Source organism: Mycobacterium alsense (genome assembly GCF_002086635.1).
Lineage (GTDB): Bacteria > Actinomycetota > Actinomycetes > Mycobacteriales > Mycobacteriaceae > Mycobacterium > Mycobacterium alsense.
In genome coordinates, this window is the sequence record NZ_MVHD01000010.1 from 71981 (window position 1) to 97132 (window position 25152).

Genomic DNA, 25152 nt, shown 5'->3' on the forward strand with positions numbered 1-25152 from the left:
CTCAAACGTCACACAGGGGCTAACTAATGTTTCGCCCGTGGTGAAGGACTCGAAGCGCACATGACGATGACTGAGCCAAGGACCGAACCGCTGAAGACGCAGGGCTCCGCCGGCAGGGAAGGCAAAAAGGTCACTCCGCAGCGCGCCAGGAAAAAGGGGCTTTTGGGGCGTTTCTGGTTGGTGCTCACGATCGCAGCGGTCGTCGCGGTGTCGGGATTCGTCGTATACCGATTGCACGGCGTCTTCGGCGTTCACCGCGGTTCGTTCGGCGGTGGCACCTCGGGCGAGGTCCTCGACGAGTTCAACGCCAAGACCATCACGCTGCAGGTGTGGGGCCCACCGGGCAGCACGGCGACCATCAACTACCTCGACGAAAACTCCCATCCGCAGCAGGCACTCAACGTGCCCTTGCCCTGGAGCAAAGTATTGAGTTCAACGAAACCCGGCATCCCGGCAAACCTGGTGGCGCAAGGAGACGGCAGTTGGATCGCCTGCCAGTTCGTGGTGAACAAGCACGACGGGAGCGGTGACGTCATCAAGACTCCGAACCGCTCGGATCCCAACGAAACCGTTAACGCCTTCGTCTATTGCCTGGACAAGTCCGCATGAGCGAGCTGGGTGAGGCTCCGCCGCGTGTCGATCAGCCGCTGATCCCGCCGTTCCTGCCGCGGATGATCCATCGGCTGGCCCTGCCGATCGTCCTGGTGTGGCTGGGCATCGTGTTCGTCACCAACACCGTGTCCCCGCAGCTGGAGGTCGTCGCGAAAACCCACTCGGTGTCGATGAGTCCGACCGACGCGGCATCCTTTCAGTCGATGATGAAGGTCGGATCGACGTTCAAAGAGTTCAACTCCGACAACTCGGCCATGATCCTGCTGGAGGGCGACAAGCCACTCGGTGCCGAAGCGCACCGCTACTACGACGAGATCGTCAGGCGCGTCGAGCAAGACAAGAAGCACGTTCAGCACGTTCAGGATTTCTGGAGTGATCCGCTGACGGCGGCGGGTTCCCAGAGCCACGATCAAAAGGCCGCGTATGTCCAGGTTTACCTCGCCGGCAACATGGGCGGCGGGCTGGCAAACGAGTCCGCCTTGGCCGTCCGCAAGATCGTGGACTCGGTGCCCGCGCCCCCGGGAATCAAGGCATACGTCACCGGCGCGGGTCCGCTGTTCGCCGATCAGTCCCACGCGGGTGAGAAGGGCGTCGCGACGGTCACGCTCATCACTTTTGTGGTGATCATCGTGATGCTGCTGTTCGTGTACCGGTCGGTGGTCACCGTTGTGATCATGCTGGCCATGGTGTTCATCGAGCTGGCGGCGGCCCGCGGTGTCGTCGCGACGCTCGGTAACTACGGCATCATGGGGCTGTCGACCTTCGCCAACAACATGCTGGTGCTGATGGCGATCGCCGCCGGGACGGATTACGCGATCTTCGTGGTCGGCCGATATCACGAGGCCCGCGGTCTGGGCGAGACCCGCGAACAAGCGTTCTACACCATGTTCCACAGCACCGCGCATGTCGTGCTGGGATCGGGCCTGACCATCGCCGGCGCGATGTACTGCCTGAGTTTCTGCCGGCTGCCGTACTTCCAGTCGCTGGGGGTGCCGTGTGCGGTCGGCATGCTGGTCGCGGTGTTGGCGGCCTTGACGCTGGCTCCGGCGATCCTGACGGTGGCTTCGTTCTTCAAGCTCCTGGATCCGAAGCGCATGCTGCAGACTCGGGGCTGGCGCAGGCTCGGCACGGCGGTCGTCCGCTGGCCCGCGCCGGTTCTCGCGGTGACCATCGCGGCCGCGTTGGTTGGTCTGCTCGCCCTGCCCGGTTACAAGACGGACTACGACAACCGCCACTTCCTGCCGGCGGACACCCCGGCCAATGTCGGTTATGCCGCCGCGGACCGACACTTCGACCAGGCTCGGCTCAATCCCGAGCTGTTGATGATCGTGACGGATCACGACCTGCGCAACCCGGCCGACTTCCTGGTCCTGGACAAGGTCGCCAAGGCGGTCTTCCACATCCCCGGCATCGGCCGGGTGCAGACCATTACCCGGCCGTTGGGCACGCCGCTCGACCACAGCACCCTCGGTTTTCAGATGGGCGCACAAGCCGCGCAGCGCATCCAGACCCAGCACTATCAGGAAGAGCAGGCGAACAACTTGCTCAAGCAGGCCGACGAGCTGCGCAAGACGATGGCAACGCTGCATGAGCAGATGCAGGTCACCCAGGACCTCAGCAACACGACGCACGAAACCACCAGGCTCACCAAGGAAACCGTGAAGATCACGGAGTCGCTGCGCGACGACATCGCCAACTTCGATGACTTCTTCCGGCCGATCCGCAGCTACTTTTACTGGGAGAGACACTGCTACGACATTCCGGCATGCTGGGCGATCCGGTCGATCTTCAATGCGCTCGACGGCATCGACCAGGTGACCCAGAACATCGAAGACCTCAGCGCCAACCTCGACAAGCTGGATCGGATCCAGCCGAAGCTGGTGGCGCTCATACCGCCGCAGATCGAGAGCCAGCAGCGCAATCTCGAGACCGTCATGTCGAACTACGCGATCACACAGGGCCTCAACGAACAGGCGAAGGCGCAGTCCGACAACGCCACCGCGCAGGGCGATGCCTTCGACAAAGCGAAGAACGACGACACGTTCTACCTTCCGCCGGAGGCGTTCAAGAGCCCGGATTTCGCACGGGGTCTCAAAAATTTCATCTCGCCGGACGGGCACGCGGTCCGGTTGATCATCTCCCATGAAGGCGACCCGGCGACTCCTGAAGGCATCAGCCGCATCGAGCCGATCAAGCAGGCCGTGCACGAGGCGATCAAGGGCACGCCCTGGGAGGGCGCCAAGGTCTACCTCGGCGGTACCGCTGCGACGTACAAGGACATGCACGACGGCTCTGACATCGACCTGATGATCGCCGGAATCGCCGCAGCCACACTGATTTTCATCATCATGCTGGTGATCACCCGGAGCGTCGTGGCGGCCTTTGTGATCGTCGGTACGGTGTTGCTGTCACTGGGCGCCTCGTTCGGACTCTCTGTGCTCGTATGGCAGTACATCCTGGGCATAAAGTTGCACTGGATGGTGCTGGCGATGGCGATCATCCTGCTGCTGGCGGTCGGCTCGGACTACAACCTGCTGTTGATATCGCGGTTCAAGGAGGAAATCCACGCCGGGCTGAAGACGGGGACGATCCGCGCGATGGCCGGTTCGGGCTCGGTGGTGACCTCCGCCGGTCTGGTGTTCGCCGCCACCATGGCCACGTTCATGTTCAGCCCGTTGCTGGTGATGGCCCAGGTGGGTACGACGATCGCGCTGGGTTTGCTGTTCGACACCTTGATCGTGCGGTCGTTCATGACGCCATCGCTGGCCACCTTGCTCGGACGCTGGTTCTGGTGGCCGCAGCACGTGCGTCCACGGCCGGCCAGCGTCATGCTGCGACCGTACGGGCCGCGTCCCGCCGTGCGCGAGCTGATTCTCAACGACGTCGAGGAGCACCCGGCGGGCGGGCTGGTACAGCCGCGCTGACGGCCTGGCCTTGATTCACCGCCGTCCGCGCCACTCCCGGGCGCCGGCGAGCACGGCGCCGTGCACGGCCCGCGCGATCCGCGCGCCGAACGTCGACCGCGGCCCGCCGAACGCCTCCGGTGCGCCGTCCGTCGGGCAGTGCACGACGACCGCGTCGGAGGCGGTTCCGGTGGCCCGTATCCCGGCCTCACCCAACGCCTGCGTCTTCGCCTCGGTCGCGGTGACCACGGCGTTGACCAGCGCCGCCTGCGACAGCCGCACCGGCACCGCGACCACGACGTTGATCGTCCCGACCCGGTACGGCGACTCGCGGCGGAAGTGGTGGTCGGGCGCGGCCGCCCAGGCCGGGCTGGACAGGCCCACGGTGGCGGCGGCGTGCACGCCGCCGTCCGCGGCGAGGTGGTGGTGGGTCACGTCGACCGCGGTGAGCAGCCCGCAGCCGGCGCCGGCCAGCCCGAGCGCGGCGCCGATCTCGGCCAGGTGGCGGTCCGGGTCGGTCCGGTCGTAGTCCAGGGGGACCGTCGCGTTGACCACCCAGTCGCGGGCGCCGATGCCCCCGCCGAGCGGGCCCGACGAGATGCACAGCCGCGGCTCGGTGAACTGCCAGACCAGCACCGGCATCGGTCGAGCCTGCTCGACCCGCGCCGTCAGCCGGGGATCCATGCGTGTCATCCTGGCGTGCGGGTTGGGCGCTCGGTTTGCCGGGGCGCTCGCGGGCGGTTTGGAGTCGGGCCCCGGCCGTGTTGAATCGTGGTCATGACCCAACAAGAACCCCTGAGCATGCCCCTCGAGGAGGCGATGCGGACCCAGCGCGCCATCCGTCGCCTCAAGCCCGACCCGGTTGACGACGCGCTGATCCTGCACCTTCTCGAGCTGGCGATGAAGGCGCCGACCGGCTCGAACGCGCAGAACTGGGAATTCATCGTCGTCAAGGACCGCGAAGTCGTCGCGAAGCTCGGCCGGCTGACCCGCACCGCCATGAAATTCGTCGGGCCCGCCTACGAGCGCGCCCTGCGGCGCCGCCCGGACCACAAGATGCAGCGCGTATTGAAAGCGGTGCGATGGCAGGTCGACCACTTCGACGACATCCCGGTGGTCGTGGTGGCGTGCCTGAGGGGTGTCGTTCCGCCCGTGCCCCGCATCGCCGCGAGCAGCGCCTATGGTTCCATCTATCCCGCGGTACAGAACCTGTTGCTGGCCGCGCGCGCGGCCGGGTTGGGCGCCGCGTTGATCACCATGCCGCTGTGGAGCACGCTGCTGGCCAGGCGAGCCCTGGGCTTGCCGCTGACTGTCACTCCGTGCGCGGTGATTCCGATGGGCTGGCCGATCGGCAAATACGGTCCCACCACGCGTCGCCCCGTCGGCGAACTCGTTTCGCTCGACCGATACGGCAACCGAGCGTTTCTGTAGGCGATGATGACCAAGGTGAAGCCGTTTCGCATCGACGTTTCCGACGAAGTACTCGACGATCTGCGTTCGCGGTTGGCGCGCACCCGCTGGCCCGAGGCCGAGTGCGTCGACGACTGGAGCCAGGGCATCCCACTGGCGTACACCCGCGAGCTGGCCGGCTACTGGTCCGACAAATACGACTGGCGCTCGCGCGAGGCGGCGCTCAACCGCTTCGATCAGTTCGTCACCGAAATCGACGGCCTGGACATCCATTTCATCCACCAGCGCTCCCCGCACGACGACGCCTTCCCGCTGGTGATCACCCACGGCTGGCCGGGCTCGATCGTGGAGTTCCACAAGGTGATCGAGCCGCTGACCAACCCGGCGTCCGGGCGCGCCGAGGACGCCTTCCACGTCGTCTGCCCGTCGCTGCCGGGGTACGGGTTCTCCGGCAAGCCCACCCGGACCGGGTGGGGCGTGGAAAAGATCGCCGAGGCGTGGGAGACGCTGATGCTGCGGCTGGGCTACGACCGCTACGGCGCCCAGGGCGGCGACTGGGGCGCGGCGGTGACGACACAGATCGGCCGAAACCGGGGGCACTGCGCGGCCATCCACCTGAACATGCCGATCGGGCGGCCCGCCAAGGAATCGACGGCCAACCCGACCCCCGGGGAGCAACGGGCGATGGCCGCGCTGGCCGAGCACCGCAAGTGGGGCACCGGCTATTCCAAGCAGCAGTCCACCCGGCCTCAGACGCTGGGCTACGGGCTGGTCGACTCGCCGGTGGGGCAGCTGGCGTGGATCGTCGAAAAGTTTTGGGCCTGGGCCGATTGCGACGGGCATCCCGAGAACGCGTTCACCCGCGACGAGTTGCTCGACAACGTGATGGTCTATTGGGTGACCGGCACCGCCGCGTCGTCGGCGCGCCTGTACTGGGAGAGCTTCCGCGTCTGGGGGCAGATGGACCGCGTCGAATTGCCCACCGGCGTCGCGGCTTTCCCCGGGGAGCTGCTGAAGCCGCCGCGCAGCTGGTGCGAGCCGGCCTACAACATCACCCACTGGACGGACATGCCGCGCGGCGGGCATTTCGCCGCGTTCGAACAACCCGAGCTGTTCGTGGAGGACCTGCGGGCGTTCTTCGCCACGGTGCGCTAACCATCGCCGGCGCGAGTGTGCATTTCACGACGCGACACGCCGACGACGCGTCGTGAGTTTCACACTCGGCGGGGGGTGCGTGGCCCGGCGAGCATCGGGCCGCCCGGTGAGGCGCAGACGACGCGGGCCCGGTCGTCGGCGAATCGCCTGGCGGCCGCCCACCCGATACCCGAGCCCGCGCCGGTGATGACGGCGACCTTGCCGGTGAGACGTCCCACTAGACGATCCGCAGGCCCCGCCGGGCCCGAAATCGCATGTCCCACAGGTAAAGCTGATAGCCGAGGATCCACGCCCGGTGGGGGATCAACCGGTCGGCCAGCCGCAGGGCGGCCAGCAGCCACTCGAACCGGCGCTGCTGGCCCTGCGACCAGTCCAGGCGCATCATCTCGCGGAACTCGGGCGCCAGAAACCCCGTCGTCGCAAACAGATTGAACGGCCCCGCGAGCGCCCGCAGCGGCCACGGCAGAAACACCACCGAGGCCACCCCGCGCAGATGCTCGCGCACCGGCGGGTCGATGTGCAGCTCGTCGAGCGAGCGTTTCCAGTACTCCTCGAACGCGGCGCGGTCCGGCGGCCACATGCGTTCGGGCACTTGCAGCGTGGTCCCCAACCGCCTGGCGTCGGCATAGACGGCGTCGGCGGTGGCGTCGTCCAGGGGACCGTGCAGAAACTCGTGCTGCTCGACGAAGTAGCGGTACAGGCACGCGGCCACCCACAGCTGCAGCTTGGGGTCGAACGCGTTGTAGGACACCGGGCTTGACGACGTCGAGCGGACCTGCCGGTGCGCGCCATCCACGGCGGCGCGGATGAGGGCCCGGTCGGACTCGGTCCCGATGGTCGCGACCGCCAGGTAGGTGCCGGTGGTACGGGCCCGCTTGAACGGATGCTTGTAGACGTTGCCGCTGTCCACCGGGCTTTCCAGCACCCCGTAACCCACGCCGGGCAGGGACAGCTGCATGATCACGTTCGCGGCGGGCAGCAACATCGCCGCCGGGTTGAGCAGGTCGGCCACCCGGGTCGCGGGGCGCTTCATGACGGACGTCGCCTGATGAGTCGCATCAATCGAGTAGACCATGTATGAGACGCTGCGGGAATGTTTGCGGCGACGCGGCGGGCCCGGATCGCCGGCGTGCTGGCCGGCTACCTGGCCGATCTCGCGCTGAGCGACCCGAAGCGGGGGCACCCCGTCGCGGCGTTCGGCCGGACGGCCGCGGCGCTGGAGCCGTTCACCTACCGCGACACCAAGCCCGCCGGCGCGCTGCACGTGGGCCTGACGGTCGGCGCACTGACAATGCTCGGTGCGGTCGCCGCCCGGTGCCCCGGGGCGCTCGCGGCGGCCACGTGGGTCTGCCTGGGCGGGACGTCGCTGGCGCGCACCGGCGCGGAAATGGCGCGGCTGCTCGAGTGCGGCGACGTCGACGGCGCCCGGCGGCTGCTGCCGTCGCTGTGCGGGCGCGACCCGGCGCGGCTGGACGGCGCCGGCCTGGCGCGGGCGGCGCTGGAATCGGTCGCGGAGAACACCTCCGACGCGGCGGTGGCGCCGATGTTGTGGGCGACGGCGGGCGGGGTGCCCGGGGTGCTGGCCTACCGAGGCGTCAACACCCTGGACGCGATGATCGGCCACCGATCCCCGCGCTACATCCGATTCGGCTGGGCCGCAGCACGTTTGGACGACCTGGCCAATTACCTGGCCGCGCGGGTGACCGCGGCGCTGGTGGTGGCGTGCGCGCCGTTCGTCAGCGGTTCGGCCTCGGGCGCGGCGCGCGCCTGGCGCCGCGACGCGGCCCGGCACCCCAGCCCCAACGCGGGCGTGGTCGAGGCGGCCTTCGCCGGGGCGCTCGGCGTCCGGCTCGGCGGGCCCACCCAGTACGAATACGGGCTGCAGATCCGGCCGACGCTCGGCGACGGGCCGCCGCCGACGGTGGCCGACCTGCGCCGCGCGGTGGGGCTGTCGCGGGTGGTGCAGGCGGCGGCGGTGTTGTCCGTCGCGCTGCTGGCCTACCGCCGGCGCCCGTAGCGGTCGGCGAGCTTCTCCTCGACGGTCTGCGGGGCCGCGGGAACCCCGGCCGCGTGGTGTTTTTCCTGGCGCCGGACGCGGATCTCGGAATACACGAAGTAGCCCAACAGGACCGGCGCCACGATGCCGAACGAAATCCACTGAATGCCGTACGACAGGAACGGCCCGGCGTCGAGGTGCGGCACGCCGATCACGCCCAGCCCGCCGGGCTGGTCGCCGACCAACTGCAGATAGGACCCGGCGAGTGGGACTTTGGTCAGCGCGGCGACCTGTGCGGTGTTGATCGAATACACCTGCCGCACACCGTCTGCGACGAACGGGTCCTTGCCCGGCGCGGTGGCCTCGGAGTTGCGCAGCCGCGCCGTGACGGTCACCGTCTCCGCCGGCGGGCGGGCGATCGCGGGCACGTGCGACCCCTGCTCGGGGCGCACGTAGCCCCGGTCGACCAGCACGGTGGGCCCGTCGTCGACGACGAACGGCGCCAGCACCTCGAAGGCCGGGTCACCGTCGACCACCCGCAGCCGCGCCAGCACCTGGACGTCGGGCAGGTAGTGCCCGGTGGCCGTCACTCGGCGCCACTGCGCGTCCGGGGCCGACGAGTCCTGCTGCGGCAGCAGGGTTTTCAGTGGCACGGGCGGGGTGTTGAGTGCGGACTCGATCTGGTGGTTCTCCCGCGACGTCTTGGTGTTCTTGCCGAGCTGCCAGGGCGCGAGCACCACGAAGCACAGGTAGGTGAAGGCGACGACCACCAGCGCCAGCGCTATCCAGCCCGGCCGCAGCAAAAACGCCAGGCGCCGCATCAGGCCTGCCCGTTCCCCGTGAGCCGTTCGTCGACCCAGGCGTGCAGGCCGGGCAGGGCGGCCTCGATGACGGCGAGAACGTCCTCGAAGTCCTCCGGGGCGCCGTAGTACGGGTCCTCGACGTCAAGGGCGTGGGAGCCCGAGCGCGGGTCGAACGATCGCAGCATCCGGATCCGGTCGTCCTCGACGCCGAGCTGGCGCAGCATGCGAACGTGGTTGCGGCCCAACGCGACCACCAGGTCGGCCGCCAGGTGGTCCTCGTCGAGCTGAGCGGCGCAGTGGTCGGTGGAATAGCCGTGGGCGCGCAGGACCCGGATGGCCCGGTCGTCGGCGCAGCTGCCGATGTGCCAGTTGCCGGTGCCCGCGCTGGTCACCCGGACCGCGTCGGACAGGCCGCGCCGGCGCAGCTGGTCGGCGAACATCTTCTCGGCCATCGGCGATCGGCAGATGTTGCCGGTGCAGACGAAGGTGATGTGCAGGGGATCAGACACCCAGGGCCCTCCGCAGCTCGTCGACGGTCGCGGCGTGCGTCACCTCGCCGAACGTGTCCGCCCGCCCGTAGCCCCAGCCGACCACCACGGTGTCGATGCCGTGCGCGGCCGCGCCGTCGACGTCGTGGCTGCGGTCGCCGACCATGAGCACGCGCTCGGGCAGCGGCGCGAGCTGCTGCAGCGCGTGCGCCAGCACCTCCTCCTTGGTCTTGCGCGAGCCGTCCGGCGCCGCGCCGGCGATGACCTCGAAATGCCGGTCCAGCCCGAAGTGCGCCAGGATGCGCCGCGCGGTCGGTTCCAGCTTGGAGGTGGCCACGGCCAGCCGGACGCCCTCGGCGCGCAGGTCGCCCAGCAGCGCCTCGATCCCGTCGAACGGGGTGTTCATCGCCCACCCGCGTGCGCCGTACTCGGCGCGGAAGGCCGCGATCGCCTGCTCGGCCGACTCGCCCAGCAGCGTACGCAGGGTGTCGTCCATCGGCGGGCCCACGATCCGCGCGGTCAGGTCGCCCTCGGGCACCGCCGCGCCGATGTGGCCCAGCGCGTGCAGGAAGCTGGCCACGATCCCGTCCGCCGAGTCCGTCAGCGTGCCGTCGAGATCGAAGATGACCAGCTGCGCTGTTGCGATTGCGCCTGTCACCTCACCATTGTCCTCGATGCGTTCTCGATGCCGCCGGGGTGCCCGCACCGCGGTGCGACGGTACTGCTGCCACACGCTTGCGGCGGGCCACTAGTGTTTCACTGATGGCGACTCTGCACCCGAGCCCGCCAGCGGCGGCGCGCTATCACGGCGACCAGGCCGTCGCGCCCGGGATGCTCGATTTCGCCGTCAACGTCCGTCACCCGCAACCGCCGCGCTGGCTGACGCGGCGGCTGGCCGCGCGGCTGGACGACCTGGCGCGCTACCCGGGCGCCGAGGACGTGCGCCGCGCGCAGGGCGCGGCCGCCGGGCGGCACGGCCGGCGCGGCGACGAGGTCCTGCCCCTGGCCGGGGCGGCGGAGGCGTTCGCGTTGCTGCCCAACCTGCGCCCGGCGCGGGCGGCGGTGGTCGCGCCCTCGTTCACCGAGCCCGCCGCGGCGCTGGCGGCCGCCGGGGTGCCCGTGCAGCACGTCGTCCTCGCGCCGCCGTTCGGGCTCGACGGCGCCCGCGTGCCCGAGGACGCCGACCTGGTCGTGGTGGGCAACCCGACCAACCCCACCTCGGTGTTGCACACCCGCGAGCAGCTGCTCGCGCTGCGCCGGCCCGGCCGGATTCTGGTGGTCGACGAGGCGTTCGCGGACGCGGTCCCCGGCGAGCCGGAGTCGCTGGCCGGCGAGGCGCTGCCCGACGTGCTGGTGCTGCGCAGCCTGACCAAGACCTGGGCGCTGGCCGGGCTGCGCGTCGGCTACGCGCTGGGCGCCCCGGAGGTGTTGGCGCGGCTGACCGCCCGGCGCGCGCACTGGCCCGTGGGCATCCTGCAGCTGACCGCGATCGCAGCATGCTGTGAGCCGCCGGCCGTCGCCGAGGCGGCGGCCGGCGCGCTGCGGCTGGCCGGGTTGCGCGAGGCGATGGTCGCCGGCCTGGCCGCGGCGGGCGCCGACGTGGTCGACGGCCGGGCCCCGTTCGTGTTGTTCCGGACGCCCGACACCGAGCGATTGCGAAACAGCCTGGGGCGCAAAGGGATCGCCATCCGTCGGTGCGACACGTTCGTCGGCCTGGACGAACGGTACCTGAGGGCGGCGGTGCGGCCCGAGTGGCCGCTGCTGGCCGACGCGATCGCCGGGGTGCTGCGGTGAGCGTGCGGCTGGCCGACGTCATCGAGGCGCTGGACGAGGCGTACCCGCCGTCGCTCGCCCAGTCATGGGATTCGGTCGGCCTGGTGTGCGGCGATCCCGGCGATGCGCTGGAGTCGGTGACGATCGCCGTCGACGCGACGCCGGCCGTCGTCGACGAGGTCCCCGAGCGCGGCCTGCTGCTGGCCCATCACCCGTTGCTGCTGCGCGGGGTCGACACCGTGGCCGCGAGCACGCCGAAGGGCGCGCTCGTGCACCGCCTGATCCGGACCGGGCGCTCCCTGTTCACCGCGCACACCAACGCCGACTCGGCATCACCGGGAGTGTCCGACGCGCTCGCCGAGGCGCTCGGCCTCACCGTCGAGGGCGTGCTCGAACCGCTCGCGGCCGCGGGCGACCTCGACAAGTGGGTCATCTACGTCCCGCACGAGAACGCGGACGCGGTGCGGGAGGCCGTGTTCGCGGCGGGTGCGGGCCACATCGGCGACTATTCGCACTGCAGTTGGAGCGTCAGCGGCATCGGGCAGTTCCTGCCGCACGAGGGCGCCTCGCCGGCGGTGGGCAGCGTCGGCAGCGTCGAGCGGGTCGCCGAGGACCGGTTCGAGGTCGTCGCCCCCGCGCGGGCCCGCGGCGCCGTGCTGGCGGCGATGCGCGCCGCCCACCCCTACGAGGAGCCCGCGTTCGACATCTTCGCGCTGGTGGCCCCGCCTGGCGACGCCGGGCTGGGCCGCATCGGCACGCTGGCGAGGCCGGAACCGTTGCGCAGCTTCGTCTCCCGCGTCGGCGCCGCGCTGCCGCCGACGTCCTGGGGCGTGCGCGCGGCGGGGGACCCCGACGCGCCCGTGTCGCGGGTCGCCGTGTGCGGCGGAGCCGGGGACTCGCTGCTGGCCGCGGCGGCCGGCGCGGGCGTGCAGGCCTATGTCACCGCCGACCTGCGCCACCATCCGGCCGACGAGCATCGCAGGGCCTCGGACGTGGCGCTGGTCGACGTGGCGCACTGGGCGAGCGAATTTCCGTGGTGCGAGCAGGCCGCCGGCATGCTGCGGGCCCGTTTCGGCGAGGCGCTGCCCGTGCGGGTGTGCACGATCCGCACCGATCCCTGGGAGCTTGCGTACGAAGGTGGGGGAGATCAGCAATGAAAGCCGAGGTGGAACAGCAACTTTCGCTGCTGGAGTTGTCGAAGCTGGACGCGGAGCTGTCCCGCATCGCGCACAAGTCCACCCACCTGCCGCAGCGGGAGACCCTGGAGCGCATCCGGGCCGAACACACCGCCGCCGGTGACCGGCTGGGGGCGCTGCGCATCGCGCTGGAGGACCTGGACGCCCAGGCGTCGCGGTTCGAGTCGGAGATCGACGCGGTGCGCCAGCGCGAAGACCGCGACCGCGCGATGCTGAAATCCGGTGCCACCGACGCCAAGCAGCTGGCGGACCTGCAGCACGAGCTCGAGACGCTGGTCCGGCGGCAGACCAGCCTGGAGGACTCCCTGCTGGAGGTCATGGAGAGCCGGGAGGAGCTGCAGGCCCAGGTGGCCTCCGAGCAGAACGCGGTCGAGACGCTGCGGTCCGAGCTGCAAAGCGCCCAGCGGGCCCTCGATGCCGCGGTCGCCGAGATCGAAGATGCCCGGCAGGCCCATTCGTCGCGGCGCGACACGCTGACCGCGGCCCTGGATCCCGCCCTGTCCGCCCTCTACGAACGGCAGCGCGCCAGGGGAGGGGCGGGCGCCGGGCCGCTGCTCGGGCATCGATGCGGGGCGTGCCGGATCGAGATTGGCCGCGGGGAATTGTCCCGCATTTCGGCCGCACCCGAAGACGAGCTGGTGCGTTGCCCCGAGTGCGGCGCGATCCTGTTGCGCGTCAAGGGATTCGAGCAGTGAAGGTCGTCATCGAAGCCGACGGCGGCTCGCGCGGCAACCCGGGCCCGGCCGGCTACGGCGCGGTGGTACGCAGCGCCGACCGGTCGACGGTGCTCGCCGAGAGCAAACAGGCCATCGGCGTCGCCACCAACAACGTCGCCGAATACCGGGCCCTGATAGCGGGATTGGACGACGCCGCGCAGCTGGGCGCCACCGAGGCCGAGGTCTTCATGGACTCCAAGCTGGTGGTCGAGCAGATGTCCGGACGCTGGAAGGTCAAGCATCCCGACCTGATCGAGCTGCACGCCCGGGCGCGGGAGCTGGCGTCGCGGTTCGACCGGATCAGCTACGCCTGGGTCCCGCGGGCCCGGAACGCCGACGCCGACCGGTTGGCCAACGAGGCGATGGACGCCGCCGCCGGCATCGAGGATCCCGAGCCCGCGAAACCCGCGAAAGCGGTGGCGGCCCAGGCCCCGCCGGCCCCCGGCTGGACCGGTGCCCGGGGCACCCCCACGCGGCTGTTGTTGCTGCGGCACGGGCAGACGGAGTTGTCGGCGCAGCGCCGCTATTCCGGGCGGGGTAACCCGGCGCTGACGGAGATGGGACGCCAGCAGGCCGGGGCGGCGGCGCGGTACGTGGCGGAGCGCGGCGGGATCGCCGCGGTGTTCTCGTCGCCGCTGCAGCGCGCCTACGACACCGCCGCGGCGGTCGCCAAGCCGCTGGGCTTGGACGTCACCGTCGACGACGACCTGATCGAGACCGACTTCGGCGCGTGGGAGGGGTTGACGTTCGCCGAGGCGGCCGAACGCGATCCGGAGCTGCACCGGCGCTGGCTGCGCGATACGAGTACGACGCCGCCGGGCGGGGAAAGCTTCGACGCGGTGCTCGAGCGGGTGCTGCGGGTGCGCGAGCGGATCGTCGCCGCGCAGGAGGGGGCGACGGTGCTGGTGGTGTCCCACGTGACGCCGATCAAGATGCTGCTGCGGCTGGCGCTGGACGCCGGGCCCAACATCCTGTACCGGCTGCACCTGGACCTGGCGTCGTTGAGCATCGCCGAGTTCTATTCCGACGGAGCGTCTTCCGTGCGGCTGGTGAACCAGACCGGTTATCTATAGGGGGTTGTCGAGGATCGATGCAGCCGTCCGTCCCGCCCGATGTCCGGGCACGAGTGATGCCTGCGGTGATCGACGAGTTGGCCCGTTGGGGGGTCGAGCGGTTCAGCGTGGAGGCCATGGCCGAGCGCCACCAGCTCGACGCCGCGACGGTCTACCGCTACTGGGGCGATCGGCAACGGCTCATCGTCGACGCCGCGATCGCGGACGTGGAGACCCAGACCGCGCGGGCCGACACCGGCTCGCTGCGCGGCGACCTGACGGCGCTGGCGCGGGCGCTGACCGAACGGCTCAACACCGACGTCGGGCGCACCATGGTGCGGGCGGTGGCCATGGACCGGCCGGGGCACCACGACGAGGAGACCCGGAAGATGTTCTGGGCGGCCCGTTTCCAAGGCGTGCGGGCGGTGGTGGACCGGGCCAGGCAGCGGGGTGAGTTGCGCGAGGACGTCAACACCTTGGCCGCCGTGCTGATGGTGCTGGCGCCGCTGAACATCCGCGCCCTGTACTCCGACGAGCCCATCGACGAAAAGTACTGCGCGGCCGTCGCCGACATGGCGTGGCACGCGCTCGCCCGCAAGTAGGTTTCGGGCGGCGTCTAGGTTTCAGGCGGCGTCACTTTTCTTCTTCGGCGAGCCGCGGGATCAAGCCGCCGGCCAAAACGTCCTTGACCTGCCGTGGCGAAAGGCGATGTCGCGCAACGAAGGATGAGCCTTTGGTGACGTTGTCGACGCGCAGGGTGTCCTCTTTCGCGATCGCACGCAGGTTTCGGATGCACAGCCTGTCATCCTGGTCGACCGAGTCGTAGTCCGCCGGATCGTCGAACTCGAGCGCGAGAATGCCGAAGTTGGCCAGGTTCTGCCAGTGGATGCGCGCGAACGACTTGGCGATGACGACCCGAAGACCCAAGTGACGCGGCGCGATCGCGGCGTGCTCGCGCGAGGAGCCCTGACCGTAGTTGTCGCCTCCGACGACGATGTGACCGGTTTCCGATTCGTGCTCGGCCCGCTCGGGGTAGGAGTCGTCGATCTGGGTGAAGCTGAACATCGCCAGCTTGGGAATGTTGGAACGAAGCGGCAGCGCCCGCGCCCCGGCGGGCGAGATCTCGTCGGTGGAGACGTTGTCGCCCACTTTGAGTAGGACCGGCGCCTCGATCTCGTCGGGCAGCGGCGTGAGCTCCGGCAGGCTGGAGATATTGGGGCCCTTCACCGGCTCGACGCGCTGCGCCTCCTCCTCGTCCAGCGGGGGCACCAGCATCGCGGTGTTGATCGAATTGCGTTCGGGCAGAGCGAGCTTGGGATAATCCATGCCCACGTCGGCGGCCCAGTCGCGCGGGTCGGTGATCACCCCCGTCAGCGCCGACGCCGCCGCGGTCTCCGGCGAGCACAGCCACACCGCGTCCTCCTTGGTGCCCGACCGGCCGGGAAAGTTGCGCGGCATGGTGCGCAGCGAGTTGCGACCCACGGCCGGAGCCTGGCCCATTCCGATGCAGCCCATGCACCCCGCCTGGTGGATGCGGGCCCCGGCCTCCACCAGATCCAGCGTCGCGCCCATCTTCGTCAGGTCGGCCAGGATCTCGCGCGACGTCGGGTTGACGTCGAAGCTGACCTGCGGCACGGTCTGCCGTCCGGCCACCATCGCGGCGGCGATCGCGAAATCGCGGAGCCCGGGGTTGGCGCTGGAGCCGATCACCACCTGCGCGATCTCCTCGCCGGCCACCTCGCGCACGGGCACCACGTTGCCCGGCGAGGTGGGCTTGGCGATCAGCGGCTCGATGTCCGACAGGTCGATCGTGTCCTCGACGTCGTAGCCGGCGCCCTCGTCGGCCACCAATTCGACCCAGTCGTCCTCGCGTCCTTCGGCCCGCAGGAACTCGCGAACGGCCTCGTCGCTGGGAAAGACCGTTGTCGTGGCCCCGAGTTCGGCCCCCATGTTGGCGATGACGTGCCGGTCCATCGCGGTCAGCGTCGCCAGGCCGGGGCCGTGATACTCGATGATCCGGTTCACGCCGCCTTTGACGTCGTGGCGGCGCAACATCTCCAGGATCACGTCCTTGGCCGAGCACCACTCCGGCAGCTCGCCCTCCAGCCGCACGCCCCACACCTCGGGCATGCGGATGTGCAGGGGTCGTCCGGTGATCGCGAGCGCCACCTCGAGGCCGCCCACACCGATCGCGAGCATGCCCAGCGAACCGGCGGCCGGGGTGTGCGAGTCGGATCCCACCATCGTCTTGCCGGGGACGCCGAAGCGCTGCATGTGGGTCGGGTGGGAGACGCCGTTGCCGGGCTTGGAGAACCAGAGGCCGAACCGTTGGGCCGCGGTGCGCAAATACTCGTGATCCTCGGCGTTCTTCTCGTCGCCCTGCAACAGGTTGTGATCGACGTACTGCACGCTCACCTCGGTGCGAGCGTGATCGAGCCCGAGCGCCTCGAGTTCCTGCATGACCAGCGTGCCGGTCGCGTCCTGCGTCAGCGTCTGGTCGATGTGGATCGCGATCTCCTCGCCCGGTGTCATGTCGCCCGATTCCAGATGCGAGCCGATCAGCTTGTGCGTGACGTTGGTGGACATACCCCGTTCCCTTTCTGGCAGCGTGCGTCGAAAAGGGGGTACCCCGCGTCCGGCCAGCGCACTCCGGGTCTAAGCCGGCGTGAACTGAACCGGCAGGGTCGCCGGGGATCGAAACGCCACGCCGACGACGTGCGGTGCCGGGGCGCAGGGGTCGAGGCGCACGTCGGGCAGCCGGTCGAGCAGCGCGTTGATGGCCACGGCCGCTTCCATCCGCGCCAGGTGCATGCCCAGGCACAGGTGGGGGCCGCCGCCGAACGTCAGGTGCGCGATGTTACTGCGGGTGGGGTCGAAGCGGTCCGGGTCGGGGTAGCGGGCCGGATCGCGGTTGGCGGCCGCGACGCTGACGCTGACGTTGGTGCCCGCCGGGATCGCGACCCCGTCGAGCTCGCAGTCGCGCACCGCCCGCCGCACCACGGTGGTGATGGGCGGCTCCCAGCGCAGTGCCTCCTCGAAGGCGCCGCGCAGCAGGCCGCGATCGGCGCGCAGCGCGTCGAGCAGGGCCGGCTCGGTGAGCAGCGCGACCAGCAGGTTGCCCGAGGCGCGGTAGGTCGTTTCGACGCCGGCCGGCAGGATCAGCAGCAGGAACGCGAAGATCTCGTCGTCGGTCAGCCGAGCGCCGTCGATCTCGGACTCCGCCAGCGTGCTGATCAGGTCGTCCTGGGGGCGGCGGCGCCGCTCGGCGAGGATCTCCCCGAGGTAGATTTTCAGCGCCCGCGACGCGGCGAGGCCGCGGTCCCAGTCGTAGACGACGTTGAGCAATTCGATCGACAGCCGCTGGAAGCGCACGTAGTCCTGCCGCGGCAGGCCCATGATCCGCGCGATGACCTGGACGGGGAACGCGAAGGTGAACTCGCGGGCCAGCTCGGCGCGCCCGCGCGGCGCGAACCGGTCGAGCAGCTCGTGCACCACCACCTCCACCAGGTCGGTGCGCCAGCGCTCCAGCAGCGCGGTGCGGAACGACGGCGACACCAGCGCCCGGCTGGCCCGGTGCTCGGCCCCCTCGAGCTCGAGCAGGGTGCGGCCCATGACCGGTCCCATGATCTGGTCGTAGATCGACGACGAGAACGCGTCGGGGTGGGTGAGCACCGTCTGGCATTCGTCGTAGCCGAGCACCGTCACCCCGAGCTCGCCGATCTGACCGGCGCGGACCTCGTCGAACGGGTTGCCCACCATCACGCGGTGGCGGGCCCGCGCCTCGCGCAGCCGCTCGTGCACGTTCTCGACCTGCATGAGCAGCCCGGTCTGCAGCTCGGCGGGATCGAATTCCTCGACGCTCACGACGGGGACACCGTCTCGGTGTCGCGCCCGGAGCGCAGCACGGTGCCGGGCAGCGCGCCGGTCGCGGCGCCGTCGCGGCAGACCTCGACGCCGCCGACCCACACCGAGGTGATGCCGTGGGCATCGGCGACCAGCCGCGGCGCCCCCGACGGCAGGTCGTAGCGGGTGCGCTCGGGGCCGTGGTCGACCGTCGCCGGGTCGAACAGCACCAGGTCGGCGTGCCAGCCGGGGGTGATGCGCCCGCGTTCGGACAGCCCGTAGAACCGGGCCGGCACGTCGGTGATCAGCCGGACGGCCTCCTCGAGGGTCACCACCTGGTGCTCGCGGACGCCGCGGCCCAGCAGCGACGTCGTGTAGATCGCGCCGCACATCATGTCGAGGTGGGCGCCGGCGTCCGAGCCGCCGATCACCGCGCCCGGGTGTTGCCACACCTTGGCGCGCATCTTCCAGTCGTCCGCGCTGTCGCCGGTCAGCGGGGGGGTGAGCCCGGTGCGCAGCTCGTCGGCGATCACGATGTCGCACAGCGTGTCGAAGGGCTCGCCGCCCCGGGCCGCGGCGACCTCGCCGACGCTGCGGCCGGTCGCGTCGTCGTTCTGCGGCGCGAACGTCTCGACGACGACCAGCCGGTCCCATTGCGCGAGGCCGCGCAGCATGCCGGCCTCCTTCGAGGAGGCGCCCTCGGCGAGGCGGCGGCGCACCGCGGGGTCGGCGAGCGCCCTGAGCCGCTCCGGTACGGGCAGGTGCATCGTGTCCCGCCAGCCCGGCAGCCCGTCGAGCACGAAACCCGACAGGAACGACAGCCGGATCTTCATCGCCTGCGGCAGGGTGAGCGCCACCACCCGGCCCCCGCGCTCGGCGGCGATTTCGGAGGCGCGCAACTGCTTTCGGTGCCCGTCCGGGTTGGCCGCCGACACGCCGAGCAGGTTCCAGTTCAGCGGGCGCCCGGCGGCCACCGACATGTCGGTGAGCAGCGCGACGTCGTCGTCGGTGAAGCCCGACAGGCAACCGGCGATGATCGCCTCCAGCGTGGTGCCCGGGTGGTCGCGCAGGCCGGCGGCCAGCGCCACCAATTCGTCGCGCGTCGCGCCGCGCGACGGCACCGGCTGGCCGGAGCCGTCGTTGTGGGTGGGGGACTGGCTGGTGGACAGTCCCAGGCCGCCGGCGGCCAGCGCGTCGTGCAGCACCGCGACCATCGTGTCGATCTGGTCCGGGGTGGCCTCGGCGCCGATGCCGTCGCCGCCCATCGCGGCCAGCCGCAGCGCCGAATGCCCTACCAGGAAACCGGCATTGACCGCGATGCGGCCCTCGAGGCGGCCGAGCCAGTCGCCGAACGAGGCCCATACCCAGTCCAGGCCCGCACGCAGCGCCTCGAGCGGCATCCCCTCCACCCGCGCGAGCATCCGGGTGAGGTAGTCCTGCTGCTCGGGGGCCGCGGGCGCCAGCGTGAAACCGCAGTTGCCGCCGAAGACCGTGGTGACCCCGTGCTGCACCGACGGGCTCGCGGTCGGGTCCCAGAACAGCTGCGCGTCGTAGTGGGTGTGCAGGTCGACGAAACCCGGCGCCAGCGTCTGTCCTTGCGCGTCAACGGTTTTCGCCGCCGGATCGGCCACCTCGCCCACGGCGACGATGCGCCCGTCGCGGATGCCGACGTCACCGTGGCGGGCGGGCGCGCCCGTGCCGTCGACGATCTGGGCGTCGCGAATCAGCAGATCTAACATGCGAGCCACTCCTCGTCGGGTAGTGGGTGGTCGAACAGCTGTGCCGCGTTGCGATGGGTGATCTTCGCGGCGTCTTCGGGCGACAGGCCCGCGACGTTGCGCGCCACCACCTGTTGGGTGTCGGGCCAGGTGGAATCGGCGTGCGGGTAGTCGCTTTCGACGAGGATCCGGTCGGCCCCGATGGCGTCCAGCGCGCCGAACGCGTGCGGGTCGTCGATGGAACAGAACCAGAAGTTGCGCCGCAGCACCTCGCTGGGCAGCAGGTCGCCCTTCCACGCCCCGCCTTCGTAACCCGAAGCCGAGTGCGCGAGAACGTAATCGGCGCGGTCGCCGAGCATGGCCGCCCAGCCCAACCCGCCCTCGGCCAGCGTGATGTTCAGCCTCGGGTAGCGCACCGGGATGCCCGACCACAGCATGTCCGCGCAGGCGACCAGGCCGTTGACCGGGAACAGCGTGGTGATGGTCTCAAATGGCGTGTCGGGGGCCGGGATCGGCGCCCATTGCGCCGAACCGGTGTGCAGGCACACGACGGTGCCGGTCTCCTCGCAGGCCGCGAAGAACGGGTCCCACACGCCGCTGTGCAGGCTGGGCATGCCGCATTGGGCGGGCAGCTCGGGGAAGCTGACGGCCTTGAAGCCGCGCGCGGCGTTGCGGCGGACCTCCTCGGGCGCGAGCTGCGGGTCGGCGAGCCACGGCAGCTGCAGCGGGATGATCCGGTCGGGGTAGGCCGCCGCCCACACCTCGAGATGCCAGTCGTTCCAGGCCCTTAGGGTGGCCAGCCCCAGCTCCAGATCGTCGCTCTTCCAAAACACGGTGCCGGCGAAACCGGCGATCAGCGACGGGAAGTTCAGCGACGCCCAGATGCCGGCGAGATCCATGTCGGCGATGCGCGCGTCGATATCCCAACAGCCGCGCCGCATCTCGTCGAACCGGGCGGCCTCCATGCTCCATTCCTCGCGTGGCCGGCCGATCACCGCGTTGAGGCCGATGTTCGGGTACTCGCGGCCCTCGTAACGCCACACCTGCCGCCCGTCGTCGGTCTCGACGACCGTCGGCGCGCGGTCGGCGAGCGCAGCGGGAAGCCGCCCGACGAACATGTCCGGTGGCTCGATGACGTGGTCGTCGACCGAGATCACGACGTGCTGTCGCTGCCGGGGATCGGGGTCTGGCAGCAGCGCCATACCTGATGACTATGGTCGTTTTCCCGGCACTGTCAACGGGCAGACAACGGGGCATAGTCAGATCCGCGTCACATCGGCCACACCAGCACCGCGGGGCTTGGCATGACTGCCGCCGCAAAGTGATAGCGCATCCGCTATCAAGTTCGAGAAGAGGGTGGCCGCCCGCTGACGGTGCTGGAGTGACGGATGTGCCGCTGCCGGTTCAATGCCCGGGGTCGAATTCGATTGGCAGCGTAAGCGGTCCGCTTATCCCTGTCAGCGGCTTCCAGGGGGCCGGGCCGGTGCGGCGGGCATTGGGCATGCGCCGCGCCATGACCGTCAGCGCTTCGGCGAGCTCGAGTCGGGCCAGGTTCGCGCCGAGGCAATAGTGCATGCCGGCGCCGAACGTTTGCATCGGCGGGGCTCCATCCCGGGTGATGTCGAGGCGGTCCGGGTCGTCGTAGACGGCGGGGTCGCGGTTGGCGGCGCCCGTGTGGGCGATGACCAGGGTGCCGGCCGGGATCATCACCCCTTCGATTTCGACGTCCTCGCGGGCGGTGCGCAGGGTGCCGGCCGCGATCGGTGAATGCCGCATCGTCTCCTCGACCGCGCCGGCCGCCAGCTCGGGACGCGCGGCCAGCAGGGCCCACTGGTCGGGGTGGTCGACCAGCGCCTGCACCGAGGCGGCCAGCTGGTTGCGGGTGGTGTCGGTGCCGGCCATCAGTAGGCCGGCCGCCAGCATCCGCAGGTCGTCGGCGCTGAGGCGATCGCCGTTGTCCTCGGCGCGGATCAGCTCGGAGATCAGGTCGTCGGTCAGCGTGTGCCGCCGCTGCGCGACCATGTCGTCGATGTAGGCGTCGAGTTCGTCCCACGCCGCCAGGATGGCCCGCTGGTGGGCGGCAACCTCCCAGCTGAAGGCCTTGAAGATGTCGTCGGTCCACTCCGAGAACAGCTTCCAATCCTCGGCCGGGGCGCCCAACAGCGCGCAGATGATCGGGACCGGGAATTGGCGGGCGATGTCGGTGACCACCTCACAGCGCCCCGCGCCGGTGTGGCGATCCACCAGCTCGGTGATCACCTCGACGATGGTGGTGCGCAGCCGTGCGGTGGCCCGCGGTGTGAAGGCCTTGGACACCAGGCGGCGCAGCCGGTGGTGATCGGGGCCGTCGAGACTGATCAGGTTCGTCGCGACCCGCTCCCACAACGGGCCGGCGGTGATGCCCTGCGACGCGAGGAACATCCCCTGAGGCACGCGGAAGCGCGGGTCGCGCAACACGCTTCGCACCAATTCATAGGTCAGCAGCTCCGGCCCGTGCGGGCCGATCGCGATCGACGCCCGGCGTCGGGTCCCGCTGATGATGCCGTGGGCCTCGTCGGGGCTTTCGCAGTGCTCGTAGTCGATCGTCGGCAGGCCGGCTTCGAACACGTTCGGGCAGATCGGCGCGTCAACCGTGATGGTCATGGTGGCTCCCCAGAGATCGCCGGTGTCGTGCTTTCACCACGAAGTCTTGGCGGCGCCGCCCCGCGTCACACGCGTAGCCGACTACCCCACTTTCGGTCCCACTTTCCGTCGGCGCGCGCTGAACGCGACGAATGACGGTGCCCGCGCCGCCGATCGCCCCGCTCGGCTCCGACCATGGAAATGAAGTACGGCGGTACGCAAGACATCCGCGCCGCGCGGCGCGATGATCAGACGATGACCGACACCAACGGGACGGACCGACCGACTCCCGACGTCGACGTCGTCGTCGTGGGCGCGGGTATCGCGGGCCTTTACCTCACCCACCGGTTGAGCCGCGCCGGGTACCGATTCCGGGTCTTCGAGGCGGCCGACGACCTTGGCGGCACGTGGTACTGGAACCGGTATCCGGGTGCCAGGGTGGACGTGCCCAGCGTCGACTACATGTACAGCTTCGATCCCGACTGGCGGCGGGACTGGCAGTGGTCGGAGAAGTACGCCACCCAGCCGGAGATCCTGCGCTATTTGAACCACGTCGCCGACAAGCACGACCTGCGCCGCCACATCACCTTCTCGACGCGGGTTCGGCAGGCGCGCTGGGACGACGACGCCTCGCTATGGCGCGTCGGCACCGACCGCGGGGAGGACGTCACCTCCCGTTTCGTCGTGATGGCCACGGGCTGTTTGTCCATGCCCAAGGACGCCGAGGTCGACGGCCTCGACCGGTTCACGGGCGAGGTCTACTTCACCAGCCGCTGGCCGCACGAACCGGTCGATTTCATCCACAAGCGAGTGGCGGTGATCGGCACGGGTTCGTCCGGCGTTCAATCGATTCCGATGATCGCCCGGCAGGCGCGAGAGCTGGTGGTGTTTCAGCGCACCCCGAATTTCTCGATCCCGGCGCGCAATGGTCCGCTGTCGCCGGAGAAGCTTGCGCAACTGGCCAATGAGGCGGAATACCGGGCGGCGGCACGAGTGTCGTGGGGCGGCATTCCGGGGGAGCGCAGCCTGATCCAGACATTCAGCGTCTCGGAGGACGAACGCCAGGAGCGCTTCGAGCGCGCCTGGCAGAGCGGCCTGCTGTTCGAGACGTTCACCGTTTTCGCCGACGTGCTGAGCAATCCCGCGGCCAACCACGAGTTCGCCGAGTTCTTCCGGAACAAGATCCGCTCCATCGTCCACGATCCCCAGACGGCGGCCGAGCTGTGCCCCACCGATCACCCGATCGGGACGAAAAGACCCTGCCTGGACACGAATTACTACGCCACCTTCAACCTGCCGCACGTGCGCCTGGTCAATGTCCGCAAGCAACCGATCCGAAACCTCACGGAGACCGGCATCGATACCGCCGACGAGTCGTTCACCTTCGATGCGATCGTCTTCGCCACCGGCTTCGATGCCGTGACCGGAGCGATCACGGCCGTCGACTTCGTGGGCCGAAATGGCCTGGCGCTGAAGGACAAATGGGTGCACGGGCCGCAGACCTACCTGGGGTTGACCACGGTCGGCTTTCCAAACCTCTTTTTCATCACCGGTCCCGGAAGTCCTTCGGTGCTGTCGAACATGGCCGTGTCGATCGAGACGCACGCGGACTGGGTGCTCGACTGCCTCGATCACTTGGGCGCCTCGAGCTTCGATGTCATCGAGCCCACCGACGCGGCCGAGGCCGGGTGGACGCAACACGTCAACGACTGCGCCGACATCACGCTCTACCCGACCGCGAACTCCTGGTATATGGGCGCCAATGTCCCGGGCAAACCCCGGTATTTCCTGCCCTACTGCGCGGGCGTCGACTTCTACCGCCTCAGCCTCGACGAGGTGGTCGCCCGCGATTACCTGGGGTTCAGGCTGTGTGGACCGGGCGGCGCGCAGTGCAACGACGGAGTGGTGCGCCGGTTGCAGCCGGACGTCGAGATGGTCCTCATGGAGGCGGCGGCGCTGAACCCGCCGCCGATGGAATCGATGCCCGTGCCGGAGGCGCGCGCGTTCTACGCGCAGATGTTGGCACCGCTGCCGCCAGGACCGGACGTCGGCGAGATCATCGACGGCGTATTCCCCGGCGCCACCGGCGATTTGGCGTACCGGCAGTATCGGCCATCGACGCCCGGTCCGCACCCGATCGTGGTGTACTTCCACGGCGGCGGCTACGTTCTGGGCGACGCCGTTTCCGACGACCCGCTGTGCCGGGACCTTTGCGTACGCAGCGACGCGACCGTCATCTCGGTCGACTACCGGCACGCGCCCGAGCACCGATTCCCCGCGGCGGTCGACGACGCGCTGGCCGCCGCGCGGTGGGTCGCCGACAACGCCGCGGCGCTGGGCGGCCGGCCGGGTGAGCTTGCGGTGTGCGGCTGGAGCGCGGGCGGTGGACTCGCGGCGGTGGTGTGCCGGCTGGCGCGGGACCTGGGTGGACCGAACATCATCGGGCAGGTGTTGTTGATGCCGTGCACGTCGGGCGACACGACACTGCCATCCTTCGCGGAGAACGCCGACGGCTACGGCCTAACGACGCCCCTGATGCGCTGGTTCTACGACCACTACATCGACGCGGCGGATCGCGGCGATCCCCGTTTCGCGCCGTCACGTGCCGCCGACCTCTCCGGGCTGCCGCCGGCCATCGTGGTGACGGCCGAGTTCGACCCGCTGCGTGACGACGGTGCGGCCTACGCCGCGGCGCTCGCCGCGGCGGGCGTCCCGACGGAGCATGTCCGCGCGCGCGGCCACACCCACCAATCGATCGCGATGGTCGACGTGGTCCTCTCGGGCGCGCCGATCCGCGCGCGGATGGCAGAAGCGCTGCGCGGGTTCTTCGTGGCGGCGCCGACGCGAACGCCCGAACCCGCCTGA

22 protein-coding genes are annotated in these 25152 nt (G+C 70.0%); 11 read left to right on the top strand and 11 right to left on the bottom strand.

The genetic code is table 11. From position 1 onward, the window contains the following. Positions 1–60 precede the first annotated feature (60 nt). Both BST11_RS08780 and BST11_RS08785 read left to right on the top strand, forming a co-directional pair. Complete coding sequence (locus tag BST11_RS08780; RefSeq protein ID WP_083137530.1) at positions 61–609, top strand: MmpS family transport accessory protein; 549 nt, start codon at positions 61–63, stop codon at positions 607–609. Further along, entirely contained in the window at positions 606–3536 is a 2931-nt protein-coding gene (locus BST11_RS08785; RefSeq protein WP_083137531.1) for an MMPL/RND family transporter, read from the top strand. Before BST11_RS08780 ends, BST11_RS08785 begins: the two co-directional genes overlap by 4 nt. Positions 3537–3551: 15 nt before the next feature. Here BST11_RS08785 and BST11_RS08790 read toward each other — a convergent pair whose 3' ends face one another. Continuing rightward, positions 3552–4199 (bottom strand): adenosylcobinamide amidohydrolase, encoded by a 648-nt coding sequence (locus BST11_RS08790; protein WP_083137532.1) that lies wholly within the window; start codon positions 4197–4199, stop codon positions 3552–3554. 93 nt (positions 4200–4292) lie between these two features. Here BST11_RS08790 and BST11_RS08795 point away from each other — a divergent pair, with 93 nt between their 5' ends. Together BST11_RS08795 and BST11_RS08800 are read left to right on the top strand one after the other, a co-directional pair. Next, positions 4293–4946, top strand: coding sequence for a nitroreductase family protein (locus tag BST11_RS08795; RefSeq protein WP_244897578.1), 654 nt, complete (start codon positions 4293–4295; stop codon positions 4944–4946). 6 nt (positions 4947–4952) lie between these two features. Next, positions 4953–6080 carry an epoxide hydrolase family protein gene (locus BST11_RS08800; protein WP_083137578.1) on the top strand — a complete coding sequence of 376 codons (1128 nt, stop codon included), beginning with the start codon at positions 4953–4955 and terminating at the stop codon, positions 6078–6080. Between the two features lie 59 nt (positions 6081–6139). On the opposite strand, the gene BST11_RS27065 is transcribed toward BST11_RS08800, so the two are convergent. Continuing rightward, the gene (locus BST11_RS27065; RefSeq protein WP_372509718.1) at positions 6140–6298 is read right to left on the bottom strand and encodes a hypothetical protein; all 159 of its coding nucleotides are present in this window, start codon (positions 6296–6298) and stop codon (positions 6140–6142) included. Then, positions 6298–7113, bottom strand: a complete 816-nt coding sequence (locus tag BST11_RS08805) for an oxygenase MpaB family protein (RefSeq protein ID WP_083137533.1) — start codon at positions 7111–7113, stop codon at positions 6298–6300. The genes BST11_RS27065 and BST11_RS08805 overlap by 1 nt, the downstream gene beginning before the upstream one ends. A 60-nt stretch (positions 7114–7173) precedes the next feature. Here BST11_RS08805 and BST11_RS08810 point away from each other — a divergent pair, with 60 nt between their 5' ends. Further along, positions 7174–8097 (top strand): cobalamin biosynthesis protein, encoded by a 924-nt coding sequence (locus BST11_RS08810; protein WP_083137534.1) that lies wholly within the window; start codon positions 7174–7176, stop codon positions 8095–8097. Here the strand turns inward: BST11_RS08810 and BST11_RS08815 are convergent. From BST11_RS08815 to BST11_RS08825, 3 genes are read right to left on the bottom strand one after another with little or no spacing between them, the layout of a single operon-like run. After that, entirely contained in the window at positions 8079–8897 is an 819-nt protein-coding gene (locus BST11_RS08815; RefSeq protein WP_083137535.1) for an SURF1 family cytochrome oxidase biogenesis protein, read from the bottom strand. The genes BST11_RS08810 and BST11_RS08815 overlap by 19 nt on opposite strands. Further along, positions 8897–9388 (bottom strand): low molecular weight protein-tyrosine-phosphatase, encoded by a 492-nt coding sequence (locus BST11_RS08820; protein WP_083137536.1) that lies wholly within the window; start codon positions 9386–9388, stop codon positions 8897–8899. Before BST11_RS08820 ends, BST11_RS08815 begins: the two co-directional genes overlap by 1 nt. Continuing rightward, a complete protein-coding gene (locus tag BST11_RS08825; RefSeq protein WP_244897579.1) occupies positions 9381–10025 on the bottom strand; it encodes an HAD-IA family hydrolase in 645 nt (214 codons plus the stop codon). The genes BST11_RS08820 and BST11_RS08825 overlap by 8 nt, the downstream gene beginning before the upstream one ends. 104 nt (positions 10026–10129) lie before the next feature. Between BST11_RS08825 and cobC the strand changes: the two genes are divergently transcribed. Genes cobC through BST11_RS08850 form a run of 5 tightly spaced genes read left to right on the top strand, consistent with a single transcriptional unit; the run spans position 10130 to position 14706 of the window. Beyond that, entirely contained in the window at positions 10130–11161 is a 1032-nt protein-coding gene (gene cobC, locus BST11_RS08830; protein ID WP_083137537.1) for an Rv2231c family histidinol phosphate aminotransferase CobC, read from the top strand. After that, a complete protein-coding gene (locus tag BST11_RS08835) occupies positions 11158–12297 on the top strand; it encodes a Nif3-like dinuclear metal center hexameric protein (RefSeq protein ID WP_083137538.1) in 1140 nt (379 codons plus the stop codon). The genes cobC and BST11_RS08835 overlap by 4 nt, the downstream gene beginning before the upstream one ends. Continuing rightward, the gene (locus tag BST11_RS08840; RefSeq protein ID WP_083137539.1) at positions 12294–13031 is read left to right on the top strand and encodes a zinc ribbon domain-containing protein; all 738 of its coding nucleotides are present in this window, start codon (positions 12294–12296) and stop codon (positions 13029–13031) included. The genes BST11_RS08835 and BST11_RS08840 overlap by 4 nt, the downstream gene beginning before the upstream one ends. Next, complete coding sequence (locus BST11_RS08845) at positions 13028–14125, top strand: bifunctional RNase H/acid phosphatase (protein ID WP_083137540.1); 1098 nt, start codon at positions 13028–13030, stop codon at positions 14123–14125. Before BST11_RS08840 ends, BST11_RS08845 begins: the two co-directional genes overlap by 4 nt. A 17-nt stretch (positions 14126–14142) precedes the next feature. Then, on the top strand, positions 14143–14706 hold the full coding sequence (locus BST11_RS08850; protein WP_083137541.1) for a TetR-like C-terminal domain-containing protein: 564 nt from the start codon (positions 14143–14145) through the stop codon (positions 14704–14706). Between the two features lie 31 nt (positions 14707–14737). Here BST11_RS08850 and BST11_RS08855 read toward each other — a convergent pair whose 3' ends face one another. From BST11_RS08855 to BST11_RS08875, 5 genes are all read right to left on the bottom strand, one after another. Further along, positions 14738–16690 (bottom strand): aconitate hydratase, encoded by a 1953-nt coding sequence (locus tag BST11_RS08855; RefSeq protein ID WP_083137542.1) that lies wholly within the window; start codon positions 16688–16690, stop codon positions 14738–14740. A 69-nt stretch (positions 16691–16759) separates the two neighbouring features. Continuing rightward, on the bottom strand, positions 16760–17968 hold the full coding sequence (locus BST11_RS08860; protein ID WP_244897580.1) for a cytochrome P450: 1209 nt from the start codon (positions 17966–17968) through the stop codon (positions 16760–16762). Next, a complete protein-coding gene (locus tag BST11_RS08865) occupies positions 17965–19686 on the bottom strand; it encodes an N-acyl-D-amino-acid deacylase family protein (RefSeq protein ID WP_083137543.1) in 1722 nt (573 codons plus the stop codon). Before BST11_RS08865 ends, BST11_RS08860 begins: the two co-directional genes overlap by 4 nt. Then, a complete protein-coding gene (locus tag BST11_RS08870; protein WP_083137544.1) occupies positions 19680–20867 on the bottom strand; it encodes an amidohydrolase family protein in 1188 nt (395 codons plus the stop codon). Before BST11_RS08870 ends, BST11_RS08865 begins: the two co-directional genes overlap by 7 nt. 202 nt (positions 20868–21069) lie before the next feature. Next, positions 21070–22308, bottom strand: a complete 1239-nt coding sequence (locus BST11_RS08875; protein WP_083137545.1) for a cytochrome P450 — start codon at positions 22306–22308, stop codon at positions 21070–21072. A gap of 234 nt (positions 22309–22542) precedes the next feature. Between BST11_RS08875 and BST11_RS08880 the strand changes: the two genes are divergently transcribed. After that, positions 22543–25152, top strand: a complete 2610-nt coding sequence (locus BST11_RS08880; protein WP_083137581.1) for a flavin-containing monooxygenase — start codon at positions 22543–22545, stop codon at positions 25150–25152.

Coding starts and splice junctions, on each gene's coding strand:
- BST11_RS08780 (WP_083137530.1), top strand. CDS start 61: ATGACGATGACTGAGCCAAGGACCGAACCGCTGAAGACGCAGGGCTCC.
- BST11_RS08785 (WP_083137531.1), top strand. CDS start 606: ATGAGCGAGCTGGGTGAGGCTCCGCCGCGTGTCGATCAGCCGCTGATC.
- BST11_RS08790 (WP_083137532.1), bottom strand. CDS start 4,199: ATGGATCCCCGGCTGACGGCGCGGGTCGAGCAGGCTCGACCGATGCCG.
- BST11_RS08795 (WP_244897578.1), top strand. CDS start 4,293: ATGACCCAACAAGAACCCCTGAGCATGCCCCTCGAGGAGGCGATGCGG.
- BST11_RS08800 (WP_083137578.1), top strand. CDS start 4,953: ATGACCAAGGTGAAGCCGTTTCGCATCGACGTTTCCGACGAAGTACTC.
- BST11_RS08805 (WP_083137533.1), bottom strand. CDS start 7,113: ATGAAGCGCCCCGCGACCCGGGTGGCCGACCTGCTCAACCCGGCGGCG.
- BST11_RS08810 (WP_083137534.1), top strand. CDS start 7,174: ATGTTTGCGGCGACGCGGCGGGCCCGGATCGCCGGCGTGCTGGCCGGC.
- BST11_RS08815 (WP_083137535.1), bottom strand. CDS start 8,897: ATGCGGCGCCTGGCGTTTTTGCTGCGGCCGGGCTGGATAGCGCTGGCG.
- cobC (WP_083137537.1), top strand. CDS start 10,130: ATGGCGACTCTGCACCCGAGCCCGCCAGCGGCGGCGCGCTATCACGGC.
- BST11_RS08840 (WP_083137539.1), top strand. CDS start 12,294: ATGAAAGCCGAGGTGGAACAGCAACTTTCGCTGCTGGAGTTGTCGAAG.
- BST11_RS08850 (WP_083137541.1), top strand. CDS start 14,143: ATGCAGCCGTCCGTCCCGCCCGATGTCCGGGCACGAGTGATGCCTGCG.
- BST11_RS08855 (WP_083137542.1), bottom strand. CDS start 16,690: ATGTCCACCAACGTCACGCACAAGCTGATCGGCTCGCATCTGGAATCG.
- BST11_RS08865 (WP_083137543.1), bottom strand. CDS start 19,686: ATGTTAGATCTGCTGATTCGCGACGCCCAGATCGTCGACGGCACGGGC.
- BST11_RS08870 (WP_083137544.1), bottom strand. CDS start 20,867: ATGGCGCTGCTGCCAGACCCCGATCCCCGGCAGCGACAGCACGTCGTG.
- BST11_RS08875 (WP_083137545.1), bottom strand. CDS start 22,308: ATGACCATCACGGTTGACGCGCCGATCTGCCCGAACGTGTTCGAAGCC.
- BST11_RS08880 (WP_083137581.1), top strand. CDS start 22,543: ATGACCGACACCAACGGGACGGACCGACCGACTCCCGACGTCGACGTC.